General features: G+C 68.2%; 22 protein-coding genes. 1 reads left to right on the top strand and 21 read right to left on the bottom strand.

Annotated elements, in window-relative coordinates; translation table 11 throughout:
- Window positions 1-9: 9 nt before the first annotated feature.
- The 21 genes from FBY21_RS05825 to tssI form a co-directional block, all read right to left on the bottom strand.
- Complete coding sequence (locus tag FBY21_RS05825; protein ID WP_142009372.1) at window positions 10-312, bottom strand: helix-turn-helix domain-containing protein; 303 nt, start codon at window positions 310-312, stop codon at window positions 10-12.
- 118 nt (window positions 313-430) lie between these two features.
- A complete protein-coding gene (locus FBY21_RS05820) occupies window positions 431-886 on the bottom strand; it encodes a hypothetical protein (protein ID WP_142009370.1) in 456 nt (151 codons plus the stop codon).
- Between the two features lie 209 nt (window positions 887-1,095).
- Window positions 1,096-1,569 carry a type II secretion system protein GspM gene (gene gspM, locus FBY21_RS05815; RefSeq protein WP_044407465.1) on the bottom strand — a complete coding sequence of 158 codons (474 nt, stop codon included), beginning with the start codon at window positions 1,567-1,569 and terminating at the stop codon, window positions 1,096-1,098.
- Between the two features lie 14 nt (window positions 1,570-1,583).
- Window positions 1,584-2,666 carry a type II secretion system protein GspL gene (gene gspL / locus FBY21_RS05810; protein WP_142009368.1) on the bottom strand — a complete coding sequence of 361 codons (1,083 nt, stop codon included), beginning with the start codon at window positions 2,664-2,666 and terminating at the stop codon, window positions 1,584-1,586.
- Between the two features lie 5 nt (window positions 2,667-2,671).
- On the bottom strand, window positions 2,672-3,544 hold the full coding sequence (gene gspK / locus FBY21_RS05805) for a type II secretion system minor pseudopilin GspK (RefSeq protein ID WP_263011438.1): 873 nt from the start codon (window positions 3,542-3,544) through the stop codon (window positions 2,672-2,674).
- Window positions 3,537-4,121 (bottom strand): type II secretion system minor pseudopilin GspJ, encoded by a 585-nt coding sequence (gene gspJ / locus FBY21_RS05800; RefSeq protein ID WP_107330976.1) that lies wholly within the window; start codon window positions 4,119-4,121, stop codon window positions 3,537-3,539. Before gspJ ends, gspK begins: the two co-directional genes overlap by 8 nt.
- Window positions 4,118-4,486 (bottom strand): type II secretion system minor pseudopilin GspI, encoded by a 369-nt coding sequence (gene gspI / locus FBY21_RS05795; RefSeq protein ID WP_074971450.1) that lies wholly within the window; start codon window positions 4,484-4,486, stop codon window positions 4,118-4,120. The genes gspJ and gspI overlap by 4 nt, the downstream gene beginning before the upstream one ends.
- The gene (gene gspH, locus FBY21_RS05790; protein WP_142009363.1) at window positions 4,473-4,985 is read right to left on the bottom strand and encodes a type II secretion system minor pseudopilin GspH; all 513 of its coding nucleotides are present in this window, start codon (window positions 4,983-4,985) and stop codon (window positions 4,473-4,475) included. Before gspH ends, gspI begins: the two co-directional genes overlap by 14 nt.
- Window positions 4,985-5,419: a type II secretion system major pseudopilin GspG gene (gene gspG / locus FBY21_RS05785; RefSeq protein ID WP_044411837.1), complete on the bottom strand. Its 435-nt coding sequence runs from the start codon at window positions 5,417-5,419 to the stop codon at window positions 4,985-4,987. Before gspG ends, gspH begins: the two co-directional genes overlap by 1 nt.
- Before the next feature lie 14 nt (window positions 5,420-5,433).
- Entirely contained in the window at window positions 5,434-6,648 is a 1,215-nt protein-coding gene (gene gspF, locus FBY21_RS05780) for a type II secretion system inner membrane protein GspF (RefSeq protein WP_044411834.1), read from the bottom strand.
- Between the two features lies 1 nt (window position 6,649).
- Entirely contained in the window at window positions 6,650-8,119 is a 1,470-nt protein-coding gene (gene gspE, locus FBY21_RS05775) for a type II secretion system ATPase GspE (RefSeq protein ID WP_142009360.1), read from the bottom strand.
- The gene (gene gspD / locus FBY21_RS05770) at window positions 8,116-10,014 is read right to left on the bottom strand and encodes a type II secretion system secretin GspD (RefSeq protein WP_142009358.1); all 1,899 of its coding nucleotides are present in this window, start codon (window positions 10,012-10,014) and stop codon (window positions 8,116-8,118) included. The genes gspE and gspD overlap by 4 nt, the downstream gene beginning before the upstream one ends.
- Complete coding sequence (locus FBY21_RS05765) at window positions 10,011-10,571, bottom strand: type II secretion system protein N (RefSeq protein ID WP_142009356.1); 561 nt, start codon at window positions 10,569-10,571, stop codon at window positions 10,011-10,013. The genes gspD and FBY21_RS05765 overlap by 4 nt, the downstream gene beginning before the upstream one ends.
- Window positions 10,572-10,574: 3 nt before the next feature.
- Window positions 10,575-11,090: a cytochrome b gene (locus FBY21_RS05760; protein WP_044411827.1), complete on the bottom strand. Its 516-nt coding sequence runs from the start codon at window positions 11,088-11,090 to the stop codon at window positions 10,575-10,577.
- 71 nt (window positions 11,091-11,161) lie between these two features.
- Window positions 11,162-12,712 carry an N-acetylglucosamine-binding protein GbpA gene (gene gbpA / locus FBY21_RS05755; RefSeq protein ID WP_142009353.1) on the bottom strand — a complete coding sequence of 517 codons (1,551 nt, stop codon included), beginning with the start codon at window positions 12,710-12,712 and terminating at the stop codon, window positions 11,162-11,164.
- Window positions 12,713-13,170: 458 nt separating this feature from the next.
- Window positions 13,171-14,715: an N-acetylglucosamine-binding protein GbpA gene (gbpA, locus tag FBY21_RS05750; RefSeq protein ID WP_142009351.1), complete on the bottom strand. Its 1,545-nt coding sequence runs from the start codon at window positions 14,713-14,715 to the stop codon at window positions 13,171-13,173.
- Window positions 14,716-14,954: 239 nt separating this feature from the next.
- Entirely contained in the window at window positions 14,955-16,760 is a 1,806-nt protein-coding gene (locus FBY21_RS05745) for a monovalent cation:proton antiporter-2 (CPA2) family protein (protein ID WP_142009349.1), read from the bottom strand.
- 192 nt (window positions 16,761-16,952) lie between these two features.
- Window positions 16,953-17,585, bottom strand: a complete 633-nt coding sequence (locus tag FBY21_RS05740; protein ID WP_142009346.1) for a DUF2931 family protein — start codon at window positions 17,583-17,585, stop codon at window positions 16,953-16,955.
- The gene (locus FBY21_RS05735) at window positions 17,582-17,854 is read right to left on the bottom strand and encodes a hypothetical protein (RefSeq protein ID WP_142009344.1); all 273 of its coding nucleotides are present in this window, start codon (window positions 17,852-17,854) and stop codon (window positions 17,582-17,584) included. Before FBY21_RS05735 ends, FBY21_RS05740 begins: the two co-directional genes overlap by 4 nt.
- A gap of 69 nt (window positions 17,855-17,923) precedes the next feature.
- Window positions 17,924-18,553: a DUF2931 family protein gene (locus FBY21_RS05730; protein WP_142009342.1), complete on the bottom strand. Its 630-nt coding sequence runs from the start codon at window positions 18,551-18,553 to the stop codon at window positions 17,924-17,926.
- Window positions 18,550-22,128: a type VI secretion system tip protein TssI/VgrG gene (gene tssI / locus FBY21_RS05725; protein WP_142009340.1), complete on the bottom strand. Its 3,579-nt coding sequence runs from the start codon at window positions 22,126-22,128 to the stop codon at window positions 18,550-18,552. Before tssI ends, FBY21_RS05730 begins: the two co-directional genes overlap by 4 nt.
- A 213-nt stretch (window positions 22,129-22,341) precedes the next feature.
- On the opposite strand from tssI, the gene FBY21_RS05720 reads away from it, so the two are divergent.
- Window positions 22,342-23,952, top strand: a complete 1,611-nt coding sequence (locus FBY21_RS05720; RefSeq protein ID WP_142009339.1) for an acyl-CoA synthetase — start codon at window positions 22,342-22,344, stop codon at window positions 23,950-23,952.
- The last annotated feature ends 2 nt before the right edge of the window (window positions 23,953-23,954 follow it).

Below are 23,954 nucleotides of genomic sequence, written 5' to 3'. Positions count from 1 at the left end.
GTGCGGGCTTCAGTCGAGCATTCCGATTTCGGCAGATCGGCGTGGATCGGGGCAGGCGCCCCTCATGTTCTCCCCACGCATGGGCGGAACGCCTGGGAAGAAAACCAGTTCCTGAGACTCAAAGGCATAGGCAATCGCCTGCAAGCTGATCTGCCGCAGCTTGCGAAAGCCGCTTTCATACTGCTCGATGGCGAGCGAGCTTACCCCACAAGTATTGGCCAACTTGTCGACGCTCCACCCGAGCAACTGCCGCGCCTCGGCGCACTGCTCGGGGCTCATGGTGAAAAGCGAAATATGGGCGTATGTGCTCATCGGATGGCTCCAGGGTGGGGGGTTATCGAATACTGTTTAAATATACAGCACTCGTCAAGGAGCGACCGCCAGAGGGGCCTCGCAGAGGGCCTCCCTAATGGGTGGCCCTCAATACAGCTCACGCCTTGTGTTCAAGCACTTCTTTGAGGATTCCCAGCAAGATGATCCAAGAGCTGCCTGGCATATCCCCCGACAGCGTCAAGTCATGGCTGCTGGAGGAGTAGGCTGAGCCTTCCTTGTCATACAGGAAGCGCTCAATCTCGACGTATTCGTCACCTGACGGTTTTGCCAGGGACACGATGAGTTCAGCCCATAGGGTCTGCTTACCATCAATTTTGACGGCCAACGGGCTTGCGGAGACTCTGAACCTCTTACTGCAAACTGAACCATCAACTATCCATTGCTCGCCATCATGCCTGACCAGCTGCACGGCCTCTCCTTTTGAGTGGATAGTTTTCGTGCAGCTATCCCAGTCAGTAGCCAGGTATCCCAACTGCTCCAGCAGCTTTCGCCAGTCTCGGTAGAACTGATTGGCTTCTCTCTGCGACTGCTCTACGTCCAAGTTGAATTTCATTGTGCTCTCCTTATGGCCCTAGCCTTCATTTCGGCCAGCTGAGCGACTTTAGCCGCAGTGCCAACTGTTGCGCGATAGATGACCCATCCCGGCGGGTTTGCGTGTGTCAAACCTAACGCTACGTCGTGCCAAAATCGGCGCGCGCTTACAGTGCGCTCGCTACTCAGGGAAAGAAGACAGGAAGAAGGTCTGAATATGCCCGCCCGGAGTCAGTGCCCCGGTTCCACCAGCAGGCGGGCGCGGGCGAGGGCGTCGGGGTTCACCTCAAGGCCCAGGCGGGTGACCCGGGCGCCGGCCCGTTCCACGCTCTGCAGCCAGCCCAGCAGGGCGTCGAGGCTGCCTTCCAGGGTGAGGTGGATGGCGCCGCCGGCTTCGTTGTCCATGCGCTCGATGTTCAGTTGCGCCTCGGCGCCGGAGCGGGCCAGCAGGCCGGGCAGGGCCTTGGCGTCCAGGCTGGCGCGGGGGGCGCTGGCGGGCAGGCGGGTGAGGTCGAAGCGCAGCATCTGCGCCTGCTGGTACTGCTGCTGGGCGTGCTGCAGGGCGGCGCGCTCCGGTTGCAGGAGCAGGGTCCAGGCCAGCACCGGGGTGAGGAACAGCACGAGCAGCAGCAGGGCGCGGCGCTCACGGGGTGGCAACTGGTCCCAGCGCTGGCGCAAGGGGGCGGTGAGGGTGGCGGGCGACATGGGGGCTCCTCGGGTCAGGGGGTGGCGATCTGCAGGCGCGCGCTGACGCCCTGGGCGTCACGGGCGCCGGCGTCGGACTGCACCGCCAGGCCCTGGCCGGTGAGCCCTTCGCGCAGGCGTTCGAGGTCGGCGAATGAGGCGCTGCCGACCCGCAGGGTCCAGCCTTCGCCGGCCTGGTAGTCGAGCCGCTGGACCTTGGCCAGGGCGCCGCCGCCGGCACTCCAGGTGCGCGCCAGGTGCTCCAGGTTGCGGGCCAGGTCGGCGTCGGGCTGATCGGCCTTGGCCAGGCGGGCGCGCACCTGGCGCTCCAGGTCCACCACGCGGGGCTCGTCGGGCACGCGGGCCTGCCACTGGGCGAGGTTCTCGGCCTCCAGGGTGGCGGTGGCCTGCTCCAGGGCCTGGCGCTGCATGCGGTCGTGTAGCCATTGGCCGCTGCCGGCGAGCACCAGCAGCAGGGCCAGGGTGCCCCAGGGCATGGCGCGGCGGTCGCCACCGGCGAACTCGCCCTGGCGCAGGTCGATGGCCTGGCGGCTGCCTTCGGCCAGCAGCGCCCAGGGTTCGTCGTCCCGCTGTTGCAGGTCGCTGGGCAGCAGCGCGGCGCTGGCGGCCAGGGTTTCGTCGTCCAGGGCACCGCAGAGGCCGGGTGCGCCGCCCACCAGCCAGCGACCGGCACAGCGCAGGGCCAGGGGTTGGCCTGGGGGCAGGCAGTCGGCGTCGAGGTGGATGCGCCGGGGCGTCAGCCCCACGGCGGACAGGCGCTCCAGGCAGGCACTGAGCCAGGCGCGGTCGAGGGCGATCACCCGGCACTGGCGACCCTGTTGCAGCGGCCCCTGGGCCAGGTGCAGGCGGTCCAGGTCGTCCAGCAGGCGTTCTTCCAGGGCGGAGCGCACCGCCTGGCGCAGCCAGCGGCCGCTGCGCGCCGGGACCTCGACGCTGTGCAGGCTGGCAGCCTCGGCGGGCAGCAGCAGGGTCAGGGCGTGGCCGGCCAGTGCCTCGGCGGCCTGCTCCAGGTTGCCCTGGGCGGGGGCGCCGGTGGCCGTCCACCAGGTGGCGGGGCTGTCGGCGGCGGGGGTGGACAGGTGGAGCCAGGCGTGCACGGGGGTCACTCCGTCGTTGAAGGGGATGGGAGCACCTGGCGACGCAGCACCCGCAGGTGCCCGTCCTGTTCCAGGCGCAGGTCGCTGGCCAGGTGCAGGCGGCGGTCGCCCAGCTCGGCCAGCAGATGGATGCGGAAGAAGCGGCTGTCCACGGCAAGACCGGGGGCGCGCACTTCGCGGCCCTGCAGCAGGGGCAGTTCGAGGAAGTCCTGCACCGTGGCCCAGCCGTCGGCGGGGCGTGCCTGTACCAGGGTGCGGGCGAGGGACGGGTCGAGGCCTTCCAGGCTCGCCAGCTGCACCGCCGAAGCGGTGTTGAGGTTGAGGGACGCGCCGCCGAGGGTGGCCACGTGGGGCGCCAGGCGGGCGAAGTCCTGGGGGGCGAGGTCGCCCAGGCGCAGCAGCTCGCTGGCATCCAGCAGGCCCTGGGCCTTGCCGCCGGGGCCGGGCCGGGTGGGCAGGCGCGCGGGGTCGTGGGCGGGCACGTCGAGCTGGGCCAGCAGGCGCTGGTAGCGGGCGCGCTGCAGGTCGCTGCGGCCGACCCGCAGGTGGTCGAGGTCGAAGCGGCCGGCCAGGTCTTCGATGCGTACCTGCACCTGGCCGCTGCCCAGGTCCCAGCGCTGTGGCGTGCGTGCCCAGCCCTGGCCCAGGTGGACCTGGGGCGGGTCTTCGCGGTTGGCCAGGTCGTCCCGCAGTTGCTGGCGGGCCCAGGTCTCGCCGCTCAGGGCCATCTGCCAGAGGTGCTGCTGATCCAGCTGGCGGGCGGTGGCGGCCAGGCTAAGGCGCTGGCGGGCGAGCATGTCGGCCACCACCAGGGTCACCAGGGCGGTGACCAGCAGCACGCTGAGCAGGGCGACGCCGCGCTGGCGGTGTTCAGTCATCACGCTGGCCCTCGCTACCGGGCAGGAGGATCACCCGGCGCAGCTCCGGGTAGCCCGGTGCGTCAAGCACCAGGTCCACGGCGGCCGGCAAGGCCAGGGCGCCGCCTGTGGCGGGCCAGCTGTCGTGGCGCGCGCCCTGGGCGTCGATGTAGCCCAGGCGCAGCAGGGTGACGCCCTGCAGCAGGCGCTGGCGGCGGGTGGCGCCGTCGTCGGGGTTGCGGAATTCGCGCCACCATTCGCCGTCTTCCCACTGGTGGCTCACCAGCAGCAGGTCGCTGCGGGGCTGGCCGAGGGGGTTGGCCGCGCCACCGCGCAGCAGGCGCAGGCGGTCGTCTCGGCCGATCAGCGCCTGGCGCCGGCTGGGGTCGTCGGGCAGGGGGCGGGGCACGGCCTGCCAGAGGTCGCGCTGGAGGATGTCCAGGGCCCGCTGCAGGCTGCGCAGTTGCTGTTCGTGCAATTCGATGCGCTGTTCGCTGTGCAGCACCCGCTGCAGCAGCTGGTAGCTGGCCAGGCCGAGCAGGCTGAACAGGGCGATGGCGATCAGCACTTCCAGCAGGGTGAAGCCGCGCTGGGTCATGGGCGGGCCTCGATGAAGCCGTTCAGGCGCGCGCGGGTCACCGGCGGCCGGCCGGGCACGGCGACGGCCACGTCCACTTCCAGCAGGCGCGGGTCGGGGGCGTTGCCCACTTCCACGGCCAGCAGCCATTCGCGGCCGGCGAAGGCGATGCGCTCTTCCCGGTGGCCCATCTGCGGCGCCAGCAGGCCGACGCGCAGTTCGTTGAGGCGGTTGTCCGCCAGCCAGCTGGCGAGGCTGCGCTCCACCAGCCCGGCGCTGTTGCGGGCGACGTGGGTGGCGGCGCTGTAGAGCGCGACGGAGAGGGTGGCGAAGATCGCCAGGGCGACCATCACTTCCAGCAGGGTGAAGCCGTCAGAGCGTTTCAACGCGCACCTCCTCCAGGCCGCCGCTGGACAGCTCCAGCACCGGCCGGCCGCGCAGTTCGATCTGCAGGCTGAAGGGCGTCAGCTCGTCGCTGGAGAGCACCAGCAGCTGCGGGCCGGGGCCGGGCACGGGGGCGCCCAGGCCGGGGGCCTGCTCGCCCAGTTCCAGGTGCAGGCGCAGGCTGTCGGGCAACTGCTGCGGGCGGTAGTCGCTGGCCGGAATCCAGCGGCCGTCGGCGTCCAGGCGGTGCACGGAGTAGCCGTCGGGTTCGATGCGCACGCCCAGTTCCTGGCGCTCCAGCATGGCGTCCTCGCGCAGCAGGCCGAGCAGGCTGCGCAGGCGCTCGGCTTCGCGCTTGGCGTGCTGCGGGCCGTGGTCGCTCTGGGCGAGGGTCAGGGTGCTGGCCAGCAGGCCGACCATGAGGATCACCACCAGCACTTCCAGCAGGGTGAAGCCTCGGCCCTGGCGAGCCGGCGGGGTGCGGTGGTGCCAGCGCTGCATCAGAGGTCCCAGTTGCCGATCTCGGCATTCAGGCCTTCGCCACCGGCACGGCCGTCGGCACCGAAGGAGAACAGGTCGTAGGCGGTGCCACGGCTGCCGGGCACCACGTACTGGTAGGGGTTGCCCCAGGGGTCGACGGGCAGGCGCTTGAGGTAGCCGTCGGGGTTCCAGTTGCGCGCGGCCGGGGTGCCGCTGGGCTTGCTGACCAGCGCTTCGAGGCCCTGCTGGGTGCTGGGGTAGCCGTGGTTGTCGAGCTTGTAGATGTCCAGCGCCATGGCAATGGCCTTGATGTCGCTGCGGGCGGCGGTGACCTTGGCCTGGTCCGGGCGGTTCATGATCTGCGGGACCACGAGTGCGGCGAGGACGCCGAGGATGACCACGACGACCATGATTTCGATCAGGGTGAAACCCCGTTGCCGGTTGCGGGTGTGCATGGGTGTGCCTGCCTTCAGGTGATGAGTTGGTTGAGGCTGAGGATGGGCATCAGGATCGCCAGGACGATGAGCAGCACACTGGCGCCCATGAACACCAGCATCGCCGGCTCGAACAGTCCGACGAGCATGGCGATGCGGTTGGCCAGCTGGGTTTCCTGCTGGGTGGCGGCGCGGTCGAGCATGGCGTCCAGCTCGCCGGAGCGCTCACCGCTGGCGATCAGGTAGAGCATCATCGGCGGGAAGTGGCCGCTGCGTTCCAGTGCCCGGGTCAGGCCGCCACCTTCTCGCACCGAGCGCGCCACGTCTTTGAGACTCGTCCGAATCCGTTGGTTGGCCACCACTTCGGCGGCGATTTCCAGGGCGTCCACCAGCGGTACGCCGCTGCGCCCGAGGATGGCCAGGGTGCTGGTGAAACGGGTGCAGTTGCTCGCCCGCAGCACCTTGCCCACCACCGGCAGGCGCAGCTGCAGGCCGTGCCAGGCCAGGCGCGTGGCGGGGCGGCGCAGGGCCAGGTGCACGCCCACCGCTGCGCCGGCGACGAGCAGCAACATCAGCAGGCCGTGGGCCTGCAGGCCGGCGCTGGCGGCGATCAGGCCGCGGGTCAGGGCGGGCAGCTCCTGGCCGCTGTCGATGAACACCTTGACCACGTCCGGCACCACGAAGCCGAGCAGGAAGCCGACGATGCCGAAGGCCGCCACCAGCAGGATGCTGGGGTAGAGCATGGCCAGCTGCAGTTGCTGTCGCGCCGCCTGGCGGGCCTCGGTGTAGTCGGCCAGTTGCATCAGCACCTGGGCCAGGTGGCCGGCGCGCTCCCCGGCGGCCACGGTGGCGCGGTACAGCGCCGGGAAGGCGCGGGGGAACTCGGCCATGGCGCGGGCCAGGCCGTGGCCTTCCAGCACCCGCGCGCGGATGGCCAGGACCATGGCCTGGTGGGCGCGCTTCTCGCACTGGGCGGCGACCGCCGCGAGCACCTCTTCCAGGGGCAGGGCGGCCTGCACCAGGGTGGCCAGCTGGCGGGTCAGCAGGGCCAGGTCGGCGGTGGACAGCCCCTGGCGGTTGCGCCCCGGGGCGCCCTCGCGCGGGGTGCTGCCCCGGTGGTTCCTGAGCTTGAGCGGCACCAGGTTGCGCTCGCGCAGCAACTGGCGCGCCTGGCGCTCGCTGTCGGCTTCCTGCACGCCGCGCAGCTTGCGGCCGCCCGGGTCCATGGCGAGGTATTCGTAGGCGGCCATCTCAGTCCTCCCGGGTGACGCGCAGCAGTTCTTCGAGGCTGGTCACGCCGGCCAGCACCTTGTCGCGGCCGTCCATGAACAGGCTGGGGCCGTGGCGACGGGCGTGGCGGGTCAGTTCGGCCTCGCCGGCGCCCTGGTGGATCAGCTGGCGCAGGGCCTCGTCCAGCAGCACCAGTTCGTAGAGGCCCTGGCGGCCGCGATAGCCGCTGTGCTGGCAGGCATCGCAGCCCACCGGGTGCCAGAGCGTGGGGCGCGCCTGCGGGTCGAGGCCGAGGTGCTCGCAGGCAGCGTCGTCGGCGGGGCCGGGCTGCTTGCAGTGGGGGCAGAGCACTCGCACCAGGCGCTGGGCCAGCACGCCCACCAGGGAGCTGCACAGCAGAAAGGGCTCGACGCCCATGTCCACCAGGCGGGTGACGGCGCCCACGGCGCTGTTGGTGTGCAGGGTGGAGAGCACCAGGTGGCCGGTGAGGGAGGCCTGCACGGCGATCTCGGCGGTTTCGTGGTCGCGGATCTCACCCACCATGACCACGTCCGGGTCCTGGCGGAGGATGGCCCGCAGGCCCCGGGCGAAGGTCATGTCCACCTTGGTGTTGACCTGGGTCTGGCCGATGCCGGGCAGGTGGTACTCCACCGGGTCCTCGATGGTGAGGATGTTGCGGGTCTGGCTGTTGAGGCTGGCCAGGCCGGCGTAGAGGGTGGTGGTCTTGCCCGAGCCGGTGGGGCCGGTGACCAGCAGGATGCCGTGGGGACGCGCCAGGGCGCCTTCCAGGCGGCTGCGGGTGCCGGGGTCCATGCCCAGGCGGCTGAGGTCGAGGCGGCCGGCCTGCTTGTCCAGCAGGCGCATCACCACCCGTTCGCCGTGGGTGGAGGGCAGGGTGGAGACGCGCACGTCCACTTCGTGGCCAGCGATACGCAGGGCGATGCGGCCGTCCTGGGGGATGCGCTTTTCGGCGATGTCCAGCCGCGCCATGACCTTGATCCGCGACACCAGCAGCCCGGCCAGTTCGCGGCGGGGCTGGAGGATCTCGCGCAGCAGGCCGTCCACCCGCAGGCGCACGGAGAGGTGGCGCTCGAAGGTCTCCAGGTGGATGTCGGAGGCCTTGGCCTTCACCGCCTCGGCGAGGATGGCGTTGATCAGGCGGATGATCGGGGCGTCGTCCTCCTGCTCCATCAGGTCGGTGGTCTGCGGCAATTGCTCGGCGAGGCTGGCCAGGTCGTCCTGGCCGGCCATGGCATCGCCCAGGCCGTCGGCCACTTCGCGGGCGTCGTTCTGGCCGTCCTGGTAGTGGCTGGCCAGGGCCTGGGCGAAGGCTTCGGCGTCCAGCACCCGGGGGCGCAGGGCGCTGCCGTGCTGGCGGCGTACCTCGGCGAGGATCGCCAGCTCGGCGCCGGCCCGGCACAGCAGCTCGCCGCCGTGCAGCAGCACGCCGTGGCGCCGGGCGTAGCTGAAGGGCAGGCGCGCGCTGCTCATCGCCCCTTGGCTCCGCGCATGTCCAGCACCTGGCCACCGTCGTTGTCGAACAGCTGGCGCGGGTCGCTGGGCAGCAGCAGCCCGCTGGGGCCGCGGTCGTTGCTGCGCAGGTTGCGCAGGTCGTTGTACTTGCGCTGGCCGAGTTCGCCGCTCTCCTCGCTGGTGCGCAGCAGGGTGGGGCGCAGGAAGACCATTAGGTTGGTCTTCTCAGTGACCTCCTTGGTGGAGCGGAACAGCCCGCCGATCAGGGGGATGTCGCCCAGTAGCGGCACCTTGCTGACCTGGGTCTTGACGTTGTCCTTGATCAGGCCGCCGATGACGATGATCTGCCCGTCGTCGGCGAGGATGGTGCTCTTGATCGCGCGCTTGTTGGTGATGGCGTCGCTGGTGGTGATGCCCGGCGGGGCGGCGGCCAGCTCGGAGCTCTCCTGCTCGACCTTGAGGCGCAGGCTGTTGCCCTCGTTGATGTGCGGGGTGACCTTGAGGGTCACGCCGATGTCGCGGCGCTCGACGGTGGTGAAGGGGTTGTTGGCCCCGGCCGCGTCGGTGGTGTAGGAGCCGGTCTGGAAGGGCACGTTCTGGCCGACGAGGATCTCCGCCGGTTCGTTGTCCAGGGTCAGCAGGCTGGGGGTGGAGAGCAGGTTGTTGTTGGAGTCGCTGGACAGGGCGGTGACCAGGGCGGCGAAGTGGCCGCTGCCGACGCCGATCACACCGCCGTCGGGCAGGGTGGGGCGCTTGCCGTCCTGCAGGGTGCCCAGCAGGGAGCCGATGGTCAGGCCGCTGCCGCCGAACTGGATGGAACCGCCGGCGTCGCTGCCACGGCCGGCCCACTGCACGCCGAGGGCGTCGTTGATGTCGCCGCTGACTTCGACGATGGCCGCTTCCACCAGCACCTGGGCACGGGGGCGGTCGAGCTGGGCGATCACCGCGTCGAGGGTCGCCAGCTGGGCCGGTTCGGCCATCAGCACCAGGGCGTTCTGGCTTTCGTCGGCGCTGATGAGGATGGAGCCGGCGCGGCCTTCCTTGCCGCCGTTGCCCACTTCCATGCGCTTGCCGATGCCGGAGAGCAGGTCGGCCAGTTGCTTGGCGTCGGTGTGGTGCAGGCGCACCACGCGGGTGCCGTCGTTGGCGTTGCCGGGCACGTCCAGCTGGCGGGCGAGGGTGGCCATCTGCTCGCGGGCCTGGCTCGGGCCGACCAGGATCAGCCGGTTGCTGCGGGCATCGGCAATGGCGCGGGCGCCTGCCGGGGCGCCACTGCCCTGGTTGACGCTCTCGGTGAGGGTGGCGGCCAGGTCGGTGGCCCAGGCGTGCTTGAGGCCGAGGGTGGAGAAGGCGCGCTCGCCAGCGCTGTCCAGCTCGCGCACCAGGGAGCGGATGCGGCCGACGTTGCTGGCGCTGTCGGTCACTACCAGGGCATTGGAGCTGCTGGAGGGGGCGACGTAGGCGTCCACCGCCACCAGCGGGCGCAGTACGGCGGCCACTTCGGCGGAGGTGGCGTTGCGCAGCGGGATGACCTCGGTGACGAACTCGTCGTCGGCCGCCTGCTCGCTGCCGCTGGCCTTGGTCTTGGCGTCGGCCACCGGGACGATCAGCACGCGGTCGCCCTGGTCGAGGGCGGCGTAGCCCTGGCTGCGCAGTACGGTGAGGAACAGCGAGTAGATGCCGGCCTGGTCCAGCGCGCTGCTGGACTGCACGGTGACCTTACCGCTCATGCGCGGGTCGAGGACCATGGTCTTGCCGGTGATTTCGCCGACTTCGCTGACCAGGTCGCGCAGTTCGGCGTCCTTCATGTTCAGCGTCCATTGGCGGGATTCGTTGCGTTCGGCGAACGCGGGAAGGGGGGCGAGCAGGGTGCCAAGCACCAGCAGCGCGCCGGTCACGCGGGGCAGTTTCATGGTCGGGTCTCCGGCGTGTGGGTGGGGGCCCCGTGTGCGGTTTCGGCCGCAGGCGGACGGGGTACGAAAAGGCGGGTTTCAGGGCGCGGGAAACCCAGGCGGTAGTCGCGCCCGCCGTGCTGCAGCAGCACGTGGTCGGGGGCGACGGCACGCAGTACGGCGCCGCCGGGCAAACGGTCGCCGATGCGGTAGAAGGCGCTGCCCGACGGGCCGGCGATCAGCGCGCGGGAGTCGGCCTCGCCGCGTTCGGCCAGGCTCGCCATCAGCACCAGCGAGAGGCTGGTGCTGGCGTCTTCGGCGGCCTCTTCGGGGCTACCGCTGGCGGGCAGCACGCCGAACAGCAGGGCCACCAGGGTGCTGTCCAGCGGCGCGGCCTCGGCAGCCACCGGGGCGGCGGCGCTGGGGGCCGGCTGGGCCAGCTCGGCGGCCAGGGCCTGGCGGGCATGCCAGGCATCCCGGGCGAGCCAGGCCAGCCAGCCAGCGAGGGCGAGCACGGCCAGGGCCAGCAGGGCCCGGCGCAGCGGCAGGCGGAGGTCGGGACGCAGCGACGGCAGCATGGCTCAGGGCTTCATCCGGTCGAGCACGGCGTGGCCGCGCAGTTGATGGAACACCACGGCGCCGATATGGCCGGCCACCAGCAGGGCCAGCACCACGCAGAACAGGCGATGGCTGCTGTTGAAGAATTCGATGAGTACCGGCTCGGCGAACGGCTGCGGCAGGGTGGCCAGGCCGAACAGGTCGATGGGGCGGTCCATCATCAGCACGCCGGTGGCGAGCACCAGGGCGGTGGCGATGTACAGCGCCAGGTGGCCCGCCTTGGCGAGGAACTGGCCGAGGCCGTTGCCGTGGGCGATGTCGTCAGGGCCGGGCTGGGCCAGGGCGTAGCCGATGCGCAGCACGAAGAACGGGATCAGCAGCGCAGTGAGCGAGACGTTGATGAAACCGATGGCCTCGGACAGGGCCGCCGGGACATCCAGCAGAGCATTGGCGAAGCCGGTGACGGTGGCCCAGAGGATGACCAGCGCCGAACCCCAGTGCAGCAGGGCGCGGGGACGCGAGTAACGAGCAGTGGACATGAACGGTGTTCCCAGGGAAATGAAGAGGAGCGTGGCGCCAGGCGCCACGCTCCGTTTGTTGCAGGCTCGGGTTACTTGCGTTTCCAGGCCATGTTCCAGTGGGAGCCCTTGCCGGGTTCGAACTGGGTGGAACCACTGTTCCACTGCTTGCAGTAGCCGCTGGCCGGGAAGGGCAGGCACTCGTAGGTGTTGCCATCCTTCGCCAGTACGGTGGTGCCGGCCTTGTAGCTCTGCAGGCCATCCGGGAAGACGAAGTCGTAGTCACCGCTGCCGGGGTTCTCGCCACCGCCTTCGCCCGGGTTCTCGCCGCCGCCGTTACCCGGCTCGGCAATCAGGGTGAAGCTGTGGGTCTGCTGCAGCAGGGAGCCTTTCTTCGGCGTGGCGACCACGACCAGGTCGTGTGCACCGGCTTCAGCCTTGTCCAGGGTCATGTGGAAGTGCGGGGTGTTGCCCGGCGCGGCTTCCTTGTGAGCGATGGTCTCGCCCTTGGCGTTCAGCACGGTGGCCTTGATCTGGAACTCGCCGCCTTGTGCGATGGCGTTGAAGTGCAGGTCAGCCTTGCCGTCCTTGATCTGGTAGCTGGAGGACAGACCGGTCAGGTTCAGGGAACCCGGAACGGAGGGCTTGTCCTTCTGGACTTCGACGTTGGTGACCTGGCTGTCGGCCTTCACGTGGATGCCATTGCGGCCGTGGTTCGGGACGATCTCGCCAGCGGCGTTCAGTTCACCGAGCTTGTAGCCGTAGTCACCGGCGTTGACCTTCTGGGCCAGCAGGAAGGGCCAGGTGTTGGCCTGGGCCTGTTCGGCGGTGGCGATCTTCATCTCGACGGTGTTCAGCGGGCCGGTCTTGCTGAAGGCGCGCAGGGTCACGGTGTCGCCGACGCTCAGGGCTTCCGGCTGAACGGCACCGATCAGGTTCCACTCCGGAGCGGGCGGCGGGGTTTCGCCACCACCGGTCTGGTCGCCGTCGATGTTCACGTCGACGACGGAGTAGAAGGTGGCGTCGGTGTCGCCTACGCGCCAGGTGGCGAGAATCACGTGGTAGCCGCTGCGGTCAGCCGGGACGTTCACGCGGTGGGTGGTTCTGCCCTGGCCCTGGGGGCGCACGCTCACACCTTCGACGTAGGGCTCGTGCAGCAGCGGGGTGGCTTCGAAGCTGTCGCGGGTCAGCGGCTGGTTGGGGTTCCAGTCCTTCTTGGTGATGTAGAACTGCCAGTAGGCGGTGGCGTGGCCAGCGGTGTAGAACCAGGTGATGTCCTGCAGGCCGGGCTTGATGGTGGTCTTGGCCCAGCGGGTGGCGGTCTGCTCGTTCAGCTCGGCGTAGCTGTCGTGGCCGCCAGCGGCGATGGTGCCGTCAGCCGGGCCGCACTCCATGAAGGAACCGCCGCACCACTTGCCACCGTGGTGGAAGTCGGAGCCCGGACGGTATTCGACACTCTGGGGTTCCCATTGGATCTGACCGCAGCCTGCGTTCAGGGCACCGCCGGTGGAGGCGCACATGTAGGAGCGGGCTTTCGGGCTTTCGATGTAGCCGTGGGCGAGGGCCTGCTGGGACGCCAGGGTGGCGAAGCCGATGGCCAGGGCCAGGGCCAGGGGGAGTTTGCGAAGGCTCTGCTTGCGCATGTGTTGAAGGTCCTTGTGGGTAGGTTTCAAAGGAGCCCTCGATGCAGGCGTGGGGTCGATCATGTCTTCTCCAGCCCCCGCATCTCGGGACTGGGGTCAGAATGCCGTCGGGCCTGGACCGCTCACATTGGACGAGTCCGAAAGCCGTTCGGCCGCTCAGGACGGCAGGTATGGGGAAGGAGGCTGTACCGCCGGGAGGGCCGGACAGTGTGACGAGTGCGGGGCTGCAGCAAGCTGGCCGCGTCGCCAAGAAGGGTTCCGGGCGCAGCAGGCCCTCAGAAGATCGGGATGCGGCCTGGGCATGGCCGATGCGCAGCACGAAGAACGGAGTCAGCAGCGCTGTGGGCGGGACGTGGGTGCAGCACACGAGCCAGGCGTCGTGGACAGGGGCGCTGTTCCCATTGAAACGAAGAGGAGCGTGGCGCCAGGCGCCACGCTCCTTTTGTTGCAGGCTCGGGTTACTTGCGTTTCCAGGCCATGTTCCAGTGGGTGCCCTTGCCGGGCTCGAACTGGGTGGAACCGCTGGTCCACTGCTTGCAGTAGCCGCTGGCCGGGAACGGCAGGCACTCGTAGGTGTTGCCATCCTTCGCCAGTACGGTGGTGCCGGCCTTGTAGCTCTGCAGGCCATCCGGGAAGACGAAGTCGTAGTCACCGTTGCCGGGGTTCTCGCCACCGCCTTCGCCCGGGTTCTCGCCGCCGCCGTTACCCGGCTCGGCAATCAGGGTGAAGCGGTGAGTCTGCTGCAGCAGCTCGCCTTTCTTCGGAGTGGCCACGACCACCAGGTCATGTTCGCCGGCTTCCACGTTGTTCAGAGCCATGTGGATGTGCGGGGTGTTGCCCGGCGCGGCTTCCTTGTGAGCGATGGTCTCGCCCTTGGTGTTCAGCACGGTGGCCTTGATCTGGTACTCGCCGCCCTGTGCGATGGCGTTGAAGTGCAGGTCAGCCTTGCCGTCCTTGATCTGGTAGCTGGAGGCCAGGCCGGTCAGGTTCAGGGAGCCCGGAACGGAGGGCTTGTCCTTCTGGACTTCGACGTTGGTGACCTTGCTGTCGGCCTTCACGTGGATGCCGTTGCGGCCGTAGTTCGGGACGATCTCACCAGCGGTGTTCAGTTCACCGAGCTTGTAGCCGTAGTCGCCGGCGTTGACCTTCTGGGCCAGCAGGAAGGGCCAGGTGTTGGCCTGGGCCTGTTCAGCGGTGGTGATCTTCAGCTCGACGGTGTTCAGCTGGGTGCTCTTGTCGAATGCGCGCAGGATCACGGTATCGCCGACGCTCAGCGGCTCCGGCTGCACGGCACCGATCAGGTTCCACTCCGGAGCGGGCGGCGGGGTTTCGCCACCACCGGCCTGATCGTTGTCGATGTTCACGTCGATGGCCTGGTAGAAGGTGGCGTCGGTGTCGCCTACGCGCCAGGTGGCGAGAATCACGTGGTAGCCGCTACGGTCAGCCGGCACATTCACCTTGTGAACGGATCTGCCGTTGGCCTGGGGACGCTCATGTACACCCGGGACGAACTGCTCGTGGGCGATCGGCGTGGCTTCGAAGGCGTCGCGGGTCAGCGGCTGGTTGGGGTTCCAGTCCTTCTTGGTGATGTAGAACTGCCAGTAGGCCGTGGCGTGACCCTGGGTGTAGAACCAGGTGAAGTCCTGCAGGCCGGGCTTGATGGTGGTCTTGCTCCAGCGGGTGGCGGTCTGCTCGTTCAGCTCGCTGAAGCGCTTGATGCCACCTGCGGCAATGGTGCCTTCTGCCGGTCCACATTCCCGGAAGGTACCGCCGCACCACTTGCCGCTCAGGTGATGGTCGACCGCAGGAGCGTATTCAACGCTCTGGGGTTCGTACTGGACGTCGCCGCAGCTGGCGTTCAGGTTGCCGCCGGTGGAGGCGCACATGAAGGAGCGGGATTTCGGGATTTCGATGTAGCCGTGGGCGATGGCCTGCTGGGAAGCCAGGGTGGCGAGGCCGACGGCCAGGGCCAGGGGGAGTTTGCGAAGGCTCTGCTTGCGCATGCGTTGAAGGTCCTTGTGGATAGGTCTTAAAGGAGCCCTCGATGCAGGCGTGGGGTCGATGGGGTCTTCTCCAGTCCCTGCATCTCGGGACTGGGGCCAGAATGCCGCCGGGGTCGGACCGCTCACATGGGACGAGTCCGAAAGCCGTTCGGCCGCTCTGGACTGCGGGGGATGGGGGTGAAGGAAGGCAGCGCCGCCGGGTGGACCGGGCGGCGCGGGGAGGGCGGGACGCGGGGCGGCTACTTGACCGCCTGGTCCTCGATGCGGTCGGCGTCGAACAGGGTTTCCAGCTCGGCACGGGCCTCGCGGGCGGTCTGCAGCATGGCAGCCGTATCGCCGTGGACCTTGTACTGGGCTGCCAGGACTTCCTCGTCGTGGCGCTGGAAGCGGCGGATGCGCGCCTCCGCCTGCTCGGGCGGCAGGCCCATGGCGAGGAGGATCTGCCGGGCCATCTCCAGGCTGGAATAGAAGGTCTCGCGCACCGGCATGGCGCCCAGGTCGAGCAACTGATGCACGTGCTGGCGGTCCCGGGCGCGGGAGATGATCTTCAGGTGCGGGTAGAGCCGGTGCACCAGTTCGGTGGTGCGCAGGTTGGTGACCGGGTCGTCGGTGGCGATGACGAAGAACTCGGCCTTGTCCACCTTGGCGGCGCGGAGGATCTCCGGGCGCAGCGGGTCGCCGTAGAAGATCGGAATGCGGCCCAGGCTCCGGGACAGCTCGATGGTCTCCACCGAGGTGTCCAGCGCCAGGAAGGGCACGCGCTGGGCGTGCAGCACACGGGCGATGATCTGGCCCATGCGCCCGGTGCCGGCGATCACCACGCGCGGGGTGTCGCCTTCGATGCGCTGGTACTCCTCAGGCACCTCCACGGGGGCCGGCGCTGTCTTGGCGAAGCGGCTCACCAGCAGGATCAGCAGGGGCGTCATGGCCATGGACAGGGTGATGGCCAGCACCAGGTAGCCGTGCAGGTCGGCATCCACCAGGCGGTGTTCGCGGGCCATCTTGAACACCACGAAGGCGAACTCGCCGCCGGCGGCCAGCACCACCGCCAGGCGCAGCGCACTCTGACGCACCAGGCGGCCCGCCACGCGCGCCACCAGGTACAGCACCGGGAACTTGCAGGCCACCAGCAGCAGGGTGAGGCACAGCACCAGCAGCGGCTGGCGCAGCAGCAGGCCGAGGTCGGTGCTCATGCCCACGCTGATGAAGAACAGGCCGAGCAGCAGGCCCTTGAAGGGCTCGATCTGCGCTTCCAGTTCGTGACGGTATTCCGAGTCGGCCAGCAGCAAGCCGGCGAGGAAGGCGCCCAGGGCCATGGACACGCCGGCTTCCTCCATCAACCAGGCGGTGCCGATCACCACCAGCAGCGCGGTGGCGGTGGACACCTCCTGCAGGCCGGTGCGGGCCACCACGCGGAACACCGGGCGCAGCAGGTAGCGGCCACCGATGATCACCAGGCCGATGCTGCCCACCACCTCGGCGAGGTGGCGCAGGCCGCCGCCGTCTTGCTCCGGCGTGGCCGAGCCGCTGAGCAGTGGCACCAGGGCGATCAGCGGGATCGCCGCGATGTCCTGGAACAGCAGGATGGCGAAGGCCAGGCGCCCGTGGGGGCTGGTCAGCTCCTTGCGCTCGGCGAGGATCTGCAGGCCGAACGCCGTGGACGACAGCGCCAGGCCCAGGCCCAGCACCACCGAGGCCTGCCAGCTCTGGGCGAAGCCGAACCCGGCCACGCTGCCGATCAAGGCCCCGGTAAACAGCACCTGGGCCAGGCCAACGCCGAACACCGAGCGGCGCATCACCCACAGGCGCTTGGGCGAAAGCTCCAGGCCGATGATGAACAGCAACAGCACCACCCCCAGCTCGGACAGCGTGGCGACGCTCTGCGGGTCATTCACCAGCCCGAGCACGGACGGGCCGATGAACAGACCGGCAAACAGATAACCGAGCACCGCGCCCAGGTGCAGGCGACGGGCGAGCGGAACGGCGAGGACGGCGGCGAGCAGGAAGACGACGGCGACCTGCAACGAGCTGCCTTCATGGGGCATGGCGGAATCCTTGGTAAAGCGGGAACGGTGCCTACAGGCGGGTGGAGGGCAAGGATAGGGGCTGGGCAAGGGGGCTGTCACCGTTCCATGCGTCGTAGAGGGCTTGCGGCACCTGCATCATCGCAGTGGGAAGGCCTACCCGGACTCGGTTGAAGTCTGGCCAGGCGCGTTGGACGTTAGCGGCGGAGCGGCTTACCAGGAGTCATAGGGAATGCCGTGCTGTTCGATATAGGCCTTGCTCGCAGGCTCCAGTTCAGGCCAGGCGTATTTCCCGCCCGTCTGCCCCTGACTAGGTCCCTTGCGTTCGACTACCCCAACGAAACGGCCGATTTCCTTACCTTTGAGGCAGGGCCCTCCCACCCAGACCTTGACGATGCCGCCAGGTGCGAGACCGAGGGAGATGTCATGGCGGAAGCGGGTCACTTCCTGGGTGGAATGGACGCAGACCGTGCGCTGTGGCTTGACCATCTCCTCCCGCACCCACTCTGGGATATCAATGCGCAACTTGTAGACCTGGGGCTCCACCAGGGATTGCCAGCGCACGAAGATGATATTGGGCAGGTCGACGTTGTTGACGGGTTTGGTGCCATTACCGCCTTGCCACCAGCCTTCTGTTTGGGCCGAGTAACCCACCACCCCGCCATACACGCGCTCAAAGGCTAGGTTGCGGCGATCGACGACATCAATGCTTTCTACCCAGACTTCCATATGCCGTGGCGCGCCAGCGCCGATGTACCAGGTGGGATAGGGCAGGCGAGAAACGCTGCTGGCACAGCCGTTCAGCGGCAGGAGCAGCAGGAGGGCGATCAATAGACGCCATGTCATTCCGGGTAACCCTCTTGAGGTCGTTGGTTGTAGGCCAGCCGTTGATTGGTCGGCTTGTTGAGCAGCAGACCGGCGGTTGGCACCCAGTGGGCGGAGGTGTGGATATAGCGCCCCAAGAGGTAACGCTCCTCCTCGTGGGTCAGGCGGTTGCTGGCGCCCCTGGCGCCCCTGGCGTAGGCGAGGAACTTCTCGGCAATCAATACGAGGTCATCGGGCAGTAGGAACGCTGCTTCCGCAGGTACCGCTCTCAGCGGTACTTCGAACTTCACTGCTGCCTCATGCATGGCCACGGCGACCCTTCAGGCTTGGCGGGCTGGCTGCGGCCGAGGGGAAATGTCTTACCAGGAGTCATACGGAATCCCGTGCTGCTCGATATAGGCGCGTGCAGCTTCGCTTGGCTTCAGGGTGAAGTGTCCTCCTCTGTACCCTTTGTGCGTGCCCCTGGGTTCGACTACACCAACGAAACGGCCAACCTCTTTGGCTTTGAGGCAGGGCCCTCCCACCCAGACCTTGACGATGCCGCCAGGTGCGAGACCGAGGGAAATATCTTTGCGGTATTGGGTTTCTTCTACGGTGGAATGGACGCAGACCGTGCGCTGTGGCTTGACCATCTCCTCCCGCACCCACTCCGGGATATCAATGCGCAACTTGTAGACCTGAGGCTCCACCAGGGATTGCCAGCGCACGAAGATGATATTGGGCAGGTCGACGTTGTTGATGGGCATCATCTTGCCGCCCCCTTCCCACCAACCCTCTGTCCGGTTGTTGTAGGCCACCACGCCACCATGAACGCCCTCAAATGCCAGGTTACGGCGGTCGACCACGTCCACGCTTTCAACCCGGGCTTCCATATAGCGAGGTGCGCCGAGCCCGATGTACCAAGTGGGATAGGGGAGCTTAGGGCCGCCACTCGCGCAGCCGCTCAGGGGTAGGGGCAGCAGAAGGACAACGATCAGTCGCAAGATCATTCCGGATAACCCTCTTGAGGTCGTTGGTTGTAGGCCAGCCGTCGATTGGCCGGTTTGTTGAGCAGCAGGCCGGCAGTTGGCACCCAGTGGGCGGAGGTGTGGATGTAGCGGCCCAGCAGGTGGCGTTCTTCTTCCAAGGTCAGGCGACTGCTGGCACCACGGGCGTAGGCGAGTAGCTTGTCAGCAATGGGGGCAAGGTCCTCCGGCAGAGTAAAACGCGAGTCGCTGTCATCAATCGGTTCTAAAGGCACCTCGTGTTTCAGTGCCGCTTCATGCATGGCCCGCAGCGCAACCTTCGACAGGTCGCCGTAGACCGTGCGGTCCATGGCCACGGCGACCATCCAGCGCTCGCTGGGCACCATGCTCCGTTCATACTTGGGCTGGGCCGCGCGCCAGGCGATGGGGCTCAGCTCGCCGCTGCCTGGCAGGCCACGGTCCATGAGGCGGTCGGCTTCCTTCAAGGCCCGTTGCCAGGCCGGGCTGTGCTCCAGGGGGCGACGGGGCGTGACCACCGTGACTTCCGGCTTTGTGAGCAGCAGGCGCTCGGTCTGCTGCGGGCGGTAGCCGCCGCCGATATTGGAGTGGACGCCCGGCAGCGCCAGCTCCTCATGCCCCGGGAACACCCGATTGAGGGCGAACTGCCAGCGCTTTTCATCCCGCGCGGTGATGTGCAGCACCTTGCGGGCGCAACCGGCCGGCAGGTAGAGGTTGACGCCGGGGTTGTAGTCGTTGACCGAAAAGTCGCCCTCGAGCGGGGCGTTGATGGCAGCCACGGTGTCGAACAGCCCGATGAAGTTGATCAGCACATCCCGGGCCCAGTCGAAGTCCTGCGGCAGGCCGAGACGGGCGAGCCCCAGCACCTGGGCCAGCACGCCGCCCTCGGGCTTGAGTACTTCGTTGGCGAAGTGCCGCGCGGAGGCGGCGCCCCGGCTGAAGCCGAAGATGTCGAATTCCAGGGTGCGGATCTTGGTGTCAGGATTGGTTCCGTTGAAGCGCTTGATCTGTTCTTCGATCAGGCTGGGGCTCTGCTGGACTCGGGCGGTTACGCCTGATGAACCCTGACCAGTCGCCTGGCTGTAGAGATTGTCCCGGCTGCCACTCTCTGTGCCGATGCCTTCGAGGTAGACCGGCACGTAACCCAGGCGTGCATCTGGTTCCACAGGAATGGTGGTGTTGTCCCGGTACAGCCGATACAGCAACGCCACATTACTCGCCGCATTGCCGTAGCTGTTGTCCGGCGCCGTTTCGAACAGCCCCTCCGGGCTCATGTCCTTGAAGCCGTAGCGTTTGCAGTGCTCGACCAGGCTGCCGAGGCTCTGTGCGTCGTACAGCTCGCGGTCGTCGCGCTGGCACTGGGCGGTGAGGGCGGAGTTGCCGAGGTTGTTGCCGGTGCCGTCGAAGAACAGGGCGATGCGCAGGGTGATGCCGGTTTCCGTGGCTTCCAGTTCCTCTTCTTCCTCCTCCTCTTCCAGCTCGGCGGCCTCCTGCAGGCGCTTGGCCAGCGCCGAAGGTTGCGCCGTGTTGAGGCGGTTGCCGGCCATGGCCAGGGCGGCGGAGGCCGGCAGCCAGGGGCCGAGGGCTTTCAGGCCGCTGCCCTTGCCCGGCGCCCCGCCGGCGTTGAGCTTGGCCAGCGGGCCGCTGACTGTGATGCCGCCGGGGTCGAGCTTGATGAAGCTGCCGCCGGCCTGGAGGGTCAGTTCCATGCCGGCTTCGATCACCAGCTTCTGCCCGGCCTTGAGGTGGATTTCCTGCCCGGCTTCCACGAGCCGGTTGCTGCCGATGCGGATGTGCTGCTCGTTGCCCACGGTGAGGTGGTCATCCAGCTTCAGTTCCGTCTTGCGGTCCTTGTGCAGGGTGTGGTGCTGCTCGCCGAGGAATTCGCTGTAGACGCTGCCTTCCACCCGGTCGTGGCGCTGGTTCCCGACGCGGATCTTCTGGTCGTGTTCGATGTTTTCGTCCCAGTCGCGCTGGGCGTGGATGTAGATCTGTTCCTGGCCCTTGCGGTCTTCGATGCGCAGTTCGTTGTAGCCCCCGCCGCCGGGGCTGCTGTCGGTCTTGAGCAGGGTGCGGGTCTTGTGGGCGGGCAGTTCGTAGGGCGGCTGGTGGACGCCGTGGTAGAGGCAGCCGGTGACGAGGGGTTGGTCGGGGTCGCCTTCGAGGAAGGTGACCAGCACTTCCATGCCGATGCGGGGGATGGCGATGGCGCCGTAGGCGTTACCAGCCCAGCTGCTGGCGACGCGGAGCCAGCAACTGGTGTGTTCGTCGGCCTGGCCTTCGCGGTCCCAGTGGAACTGGACCTTGATGCGGCCGTGGCGGTCGCAGTGGATTTCTTCGCCCTTGGGGCCGGTGACGACGGCGGTCTGGCTGCCGAGGACTCGGGGCTTGGGGTGCTTGAGGTCGGGCCGGGCGGGGACGTCCCAGGGGATGGCCTGGAAGCGGTTGCGGTAGCCCTGTTTGAAGTCGCCGTCGGGGGTTGCGGGTTCGCTGGCGCTGGGCAGTGGGACGCCGAGGGCTTTTTGTGCGGCGCCGAGCAGGGCGCCTTTGGCGCTTTTCACAACGCCGTCGATGGAGGCGAATTCTTCCAGCACTTGGGGCTGCCTGCCTTCGTGGTGGAGGGCGGTGATCAGCCAGAGGTCGTTCCACTCGTGCTTGGGGTGGTCGGTGAGGTTGAGCAGGTGGCCGCTGACCAGGCGTGGTTCGTCGCTGTCGCCGTCGGCGAGGCGGTAGTCGCGGCGGTGGCGTTCCTGGGCCTGGCGGACGAGGCGGCGGCCTCGGTCGCGGTCGGTGAAGCGGCCGGGGTAGTCGTAGTCTTCGAGGTCGGGTTGAGGGAGGTCGTCCTGGGGTGTGTGGGCGGCTTCCATCAGCAGCCTGGGCTTCTCGAAGAAGTAGTCGCGGCGGGTGACGCGCAGGGTGCGGGCTTCCATCCGCAGGCCGAAGCGTTTGATGACGGGTTCGTCGGCGACCTGGCCGGTGTTGGCGAGATAGGCGACGGGGCGGCCGAGCTTGGGGAAGGCGCTGGCGTCTTCGCCGAAGACCAGCAGGTGGTTGTCGCTCTGGTGTTCGAAGTGGAAGTGCAGGCCCTCTTCTTCGCAGAGGCGGCTGATGAAGTGCAGGTCGCTTTCGTCGTACTGGGTGCAGTAGTCCCGAGGCGGCGGGGCCTTGGGGCCGAGGCGGAAGCTGTAGGCGTCGGCGAGGATGCCGTGGTCTTCGAGGACCTGGCCGATGATCTGCGGGACGCTGAGGTGCTGGAAGATGCGCTGGTTGTGGCGCAGGGCGAGGTAGGCGAGCCGGGGGACGAGGGTCAGGTGGTAGTGGGTGAGGCGGTTGCCGATCTCGCCGACGGCGATGCCGAAGACCTGCCCGTGGACGCCGCGCCCGTCGGGGGTGAAGGCGAGGAAGGCGGGTTTGTGCAGGAGGCTTTCGAGGTCGAGGCGGCTGCGCTCGCTGACCAGTTCGATGTCGAAACGGAAGGGCTGGTTGAGGGCTTCGTGGCCGGTGAAGGCGAGGACCTTGAAGTCAGGGGTGGCGCCTTCGATATCGAGGCTGAAGTGCGCCTGGTTGGCGGGGTTGAACATGCGGGGCTCCGTCCATTGGAACTGGGAGGACGGAGCCTGACAGCTTGTATTAAGACGGTTCCATCAGGCGCGTCTGGTACCGCTGTAGGGATTCTTGCAAGTGCGGGTTGTCAAAAACGCTCGCCCTGATCGGTGGCTTTCGACATTGCCCGTGCTGCAGGTGCGCCGGATCATCCGCCCACGCTCCCCCACAAGAACAAGACGGAGTTACCCATGCGCGACTACTTCTCGGCTGCCCATTCCTTCGACCTCGACGCCGCCTGGGCCGGGCTGGCCGGTGATCCGGCGGCGCTCAACGCCTGCATCGAATGCTGCGACCGCCACCCGCCGGAGGCCCTGGCGCTGGTGTGGGAGGGCCGTGATGGCCAGCGGGCGCGCTGGACCTTCGGTGAGCTGCGCGCGGCCTCCGCCCGCTTCGCCAACCTGCTGGCCAGCCGGGGCATCGGCGCGGGTGACTGCGTGTCGGGCATGCTGCCGCGCACGCCGGAGCTGCTCATCACCATCCTCGGCACCTGGCGCGCGGGGGCCGTCTACCAGCCGCTGTTCACTGCCTTCGGGCCCAAGGCCATCGAGCACCGGGTACACAGCGCCGGGTCGAAGCTGGTGGTCACCGACCTGGGCAACCGCAGCAAGCTGGATGAGGTGGAGAACGCGCCGCCGGTGCTGACGGTGGGCGATGACTTCTGGCCGGAGCTGGAGCGCCAGGCGACTGCCTTCGAGCCGGTGCTGCGCCGGGCCGAGGACCCCTTCCTGCTGATGTTCACTTCCGGCACCACCGGCCTGGCCAAGCCGCTGGAGGTGCCGCTGAAGGCGATTCCCGCGTTCGTCAGCTACATGCGCGACGCGGTGGACCTGCGCCCCGAGGACCGCTTCTGGAACCTTGCCGATCCCGGCTGGGCCTACGGCCTTTATTACGCCGTGACCGGTCCGCTGGCCATGGGGCACGCCACCACTTTCTTCGAGGGCGGCTTCACGGTTGAGAGCACCTGCCGGGTGATCCGCGAGTACGGCATCACCAACCTGGCGGGATCGCCCACGGCCTTCCGCCTGTTGCTGGCCGCCCGCGACGAGGTGGAAGCCGCCCTGAAGGGCCGGCTGCGGGCGGTGAGCAGCGCCGGCGAGCCGCTGACGCCGGAGGTGATCCGCTGGTTCGCCGAGGGCCTGGGCTGCACCATCCATGACCACTACGGGCAGACCGAGCTGGGCATGGTGCTGTGCAACCACCACGCCCTGGAGCACCCGGTGCGCCTGGGCGCTGCCGGCTTCGCCATGCCCGGCCACCGTGTGGTGGTGCTGGACGAGCAGCACCGCGAGCTGCCGGCCGGCCAACCGGGCATCCTCGCGCTGGACCGGGTGCGCTCGCCGCTGTTCTGGTTCCCCGGCTACCGCGCCATGCAGACCCGCGCCTTCGTCGGCGACTACTACCTGAGCGGCGACACCGTGGAGCTGAACGAGGACGGCAGCATCAGTTTCGTCGGACGTGCCGACGACGTGATCACCACCTCCGGCTACCGGGTCGGCCCGTTCGATGTGGAGAGCGCGCTGATCGAGCACCCGGCGGTGATCGAAGCGGCAGTGATCGGCAAGCCCGACCCGGAGCGCACCGAGGTGGTGAAGGCCTTCGTGGTGCTGCACGCCGGCCACGTGCCGGATGAACCCCTGGCCGAAGCGCTGCAGCAGTACGTGCGCAAGCGCCTCTCGGCCCATGCCTACCCCCGCGAGATCGAATTCGTCGCGGAACTGCCCAAGACCCCCAGCGGCAAGATCCAGCGCTTCCTCCTGCGCAACCAGGAGATCGCCAAGGCCCAGGCCGCTGCCCACTGATT

Origin of the sequence: Pseudomonas sp. SLBN-26 (genome assembly GCF_006715895.1) — a bacterium.
GTDB classification, from domain to species: domain Bacteria; phylum Pseudomonadota; class Gammaproteobacteria; order Pseudomonadales; family Pseudomonadaceae; genus Metapseudomonas; species Metapseudomonas otitidis.
The sequence above is the reverse complement of the archived record's forward strand: the minus strand, read 5'-3'. Positions and strand labels throughout refer to the sequence as shown.

Coding starts and splice junctions, on each gene's coding strand:
- gspJ (WP_107330976.1), bottom strand. CDS start 4,121: ATGACCCAGCGCGGCTTCACCCTGCTGGAAGTGCTGATCGCCATCGCC.
- FBY21_RS05720 (WP_142009339.1), top strand. CDS start 22,342: ATGCGCGACTACTTCTCGGCTGCCCATTCCTTCGACCTCGACGCCGCC.
- gspE (WP_142009360.1), bottom strand. CDS start 8,119: ATGAGCAGCGCGCGCCTGCCCTTCAGCTACGCCCGGCGCCACGGCGTG.
- FBY21_RS05825 (WP_142009372.1), bottom strand. CDS start 312: ATGAGCACATACGCCCATATTTCGCTTTTCACCATGAGCCCCGAGCAG.
- FBY21_RS05760 (WP_044411827.1), bottom strand. CDS start 11,090: ATGTCCACTGCTCGTTACTCGCGTCCCCGCGCCCTGCTGCACTGGGGT.
- FBY21_RS05730 (WP_142009342.1), bottom strand. CDS start 18,553: ATGATCTTGCGACTGATCGTTGTCCTTCTGCTGCCCCTACCCCTGAGC.
- FBY21_RS05745 (WP_142009349.1), bottom strand. CDS start 16,760: ATGCCCCATGAAGGCAGCTCGTTGCAGGTCGCCGTCGTCTTCCTGCTC.
- gspM (WP_044407465.1), bottom strand. CDS start 1,569: ATGTCGCCCGCCACCCTCACCGCCCCCTTGCGCCAGCGCTGGGACCAG.
- tssI (WP_142009340.1), bottom strand. CDS start 22,128: ATGTTCAACCCCGCCAACCAGGCGCACTTCAGCCTCGATATCGAAGGC.
- gspH (WP_142009363.1), bottom strand. CDS start 4,985: ATGCAGCGCTGGCACCACCGCACCCCGCCGGCTCGCCAGGGCCGAGGC.
- gbpA (WP_142009353.1), bottom strand. CDS start 12,712: ATGCGCAAGCAGAGCCTTCGCAAACTCCCCCTGGCCCTGGCCCTGGCC.
- gspF (WP_044411834.1), bottom strand. CDS start 6,648: ATGGCCGCCTACGAATACCTCGCCATGGACCCGGGCGGCCGCAAGCTG.
- gspD (WP_142009358.1), bottom strand. CDS start 10,014: ATGAAACTGCCCCGCGTGACCGGCGCGCTGCTGGTGCTTGGCACCCTG.
- gbpA (WP_142009351.1), bottom strand. CDS start 14,715: ATGCGCAAGCAGAGCCTTCGCAAACTCCCCCTGGCCCTGGCCGTCGGC.
- FBY21_RS05820 (WP_142009370.1), bottom strand. CDS start 886: ATGAAATTCAACTTGGACGTAGAGCAGTCGCAGAGAGAAGCCAATCAG.
- gspK (WP_263011438.1), bottom strand. CDS start 3,544: ATGACTGAACACCGCCAGCGCGGCGTCGCCCTGCTCAGCGTGCTGCTG.
- FBY21_RS05765 (WP_142009356.1), bottom strand. CDS start 10,571: ATGCTGCCGTCGCTGCGTCCCGACCTCCGCCTGCCGCTGCGCCGGGCC.
- gspG (WP_044411837.1), bottom strand. CDS start 5,419: ATGCACACCCGCAACCGGCAACGGGGTTTCACCCTGATCGAAATCATG.
- FBY21_RS05740 (WP_142009346.1), bottom strand. CDS start 17,585: ATGACATGGCGTCTATTGATCGCCCTCCTGCTGCTCCTGCCGCTGAAC.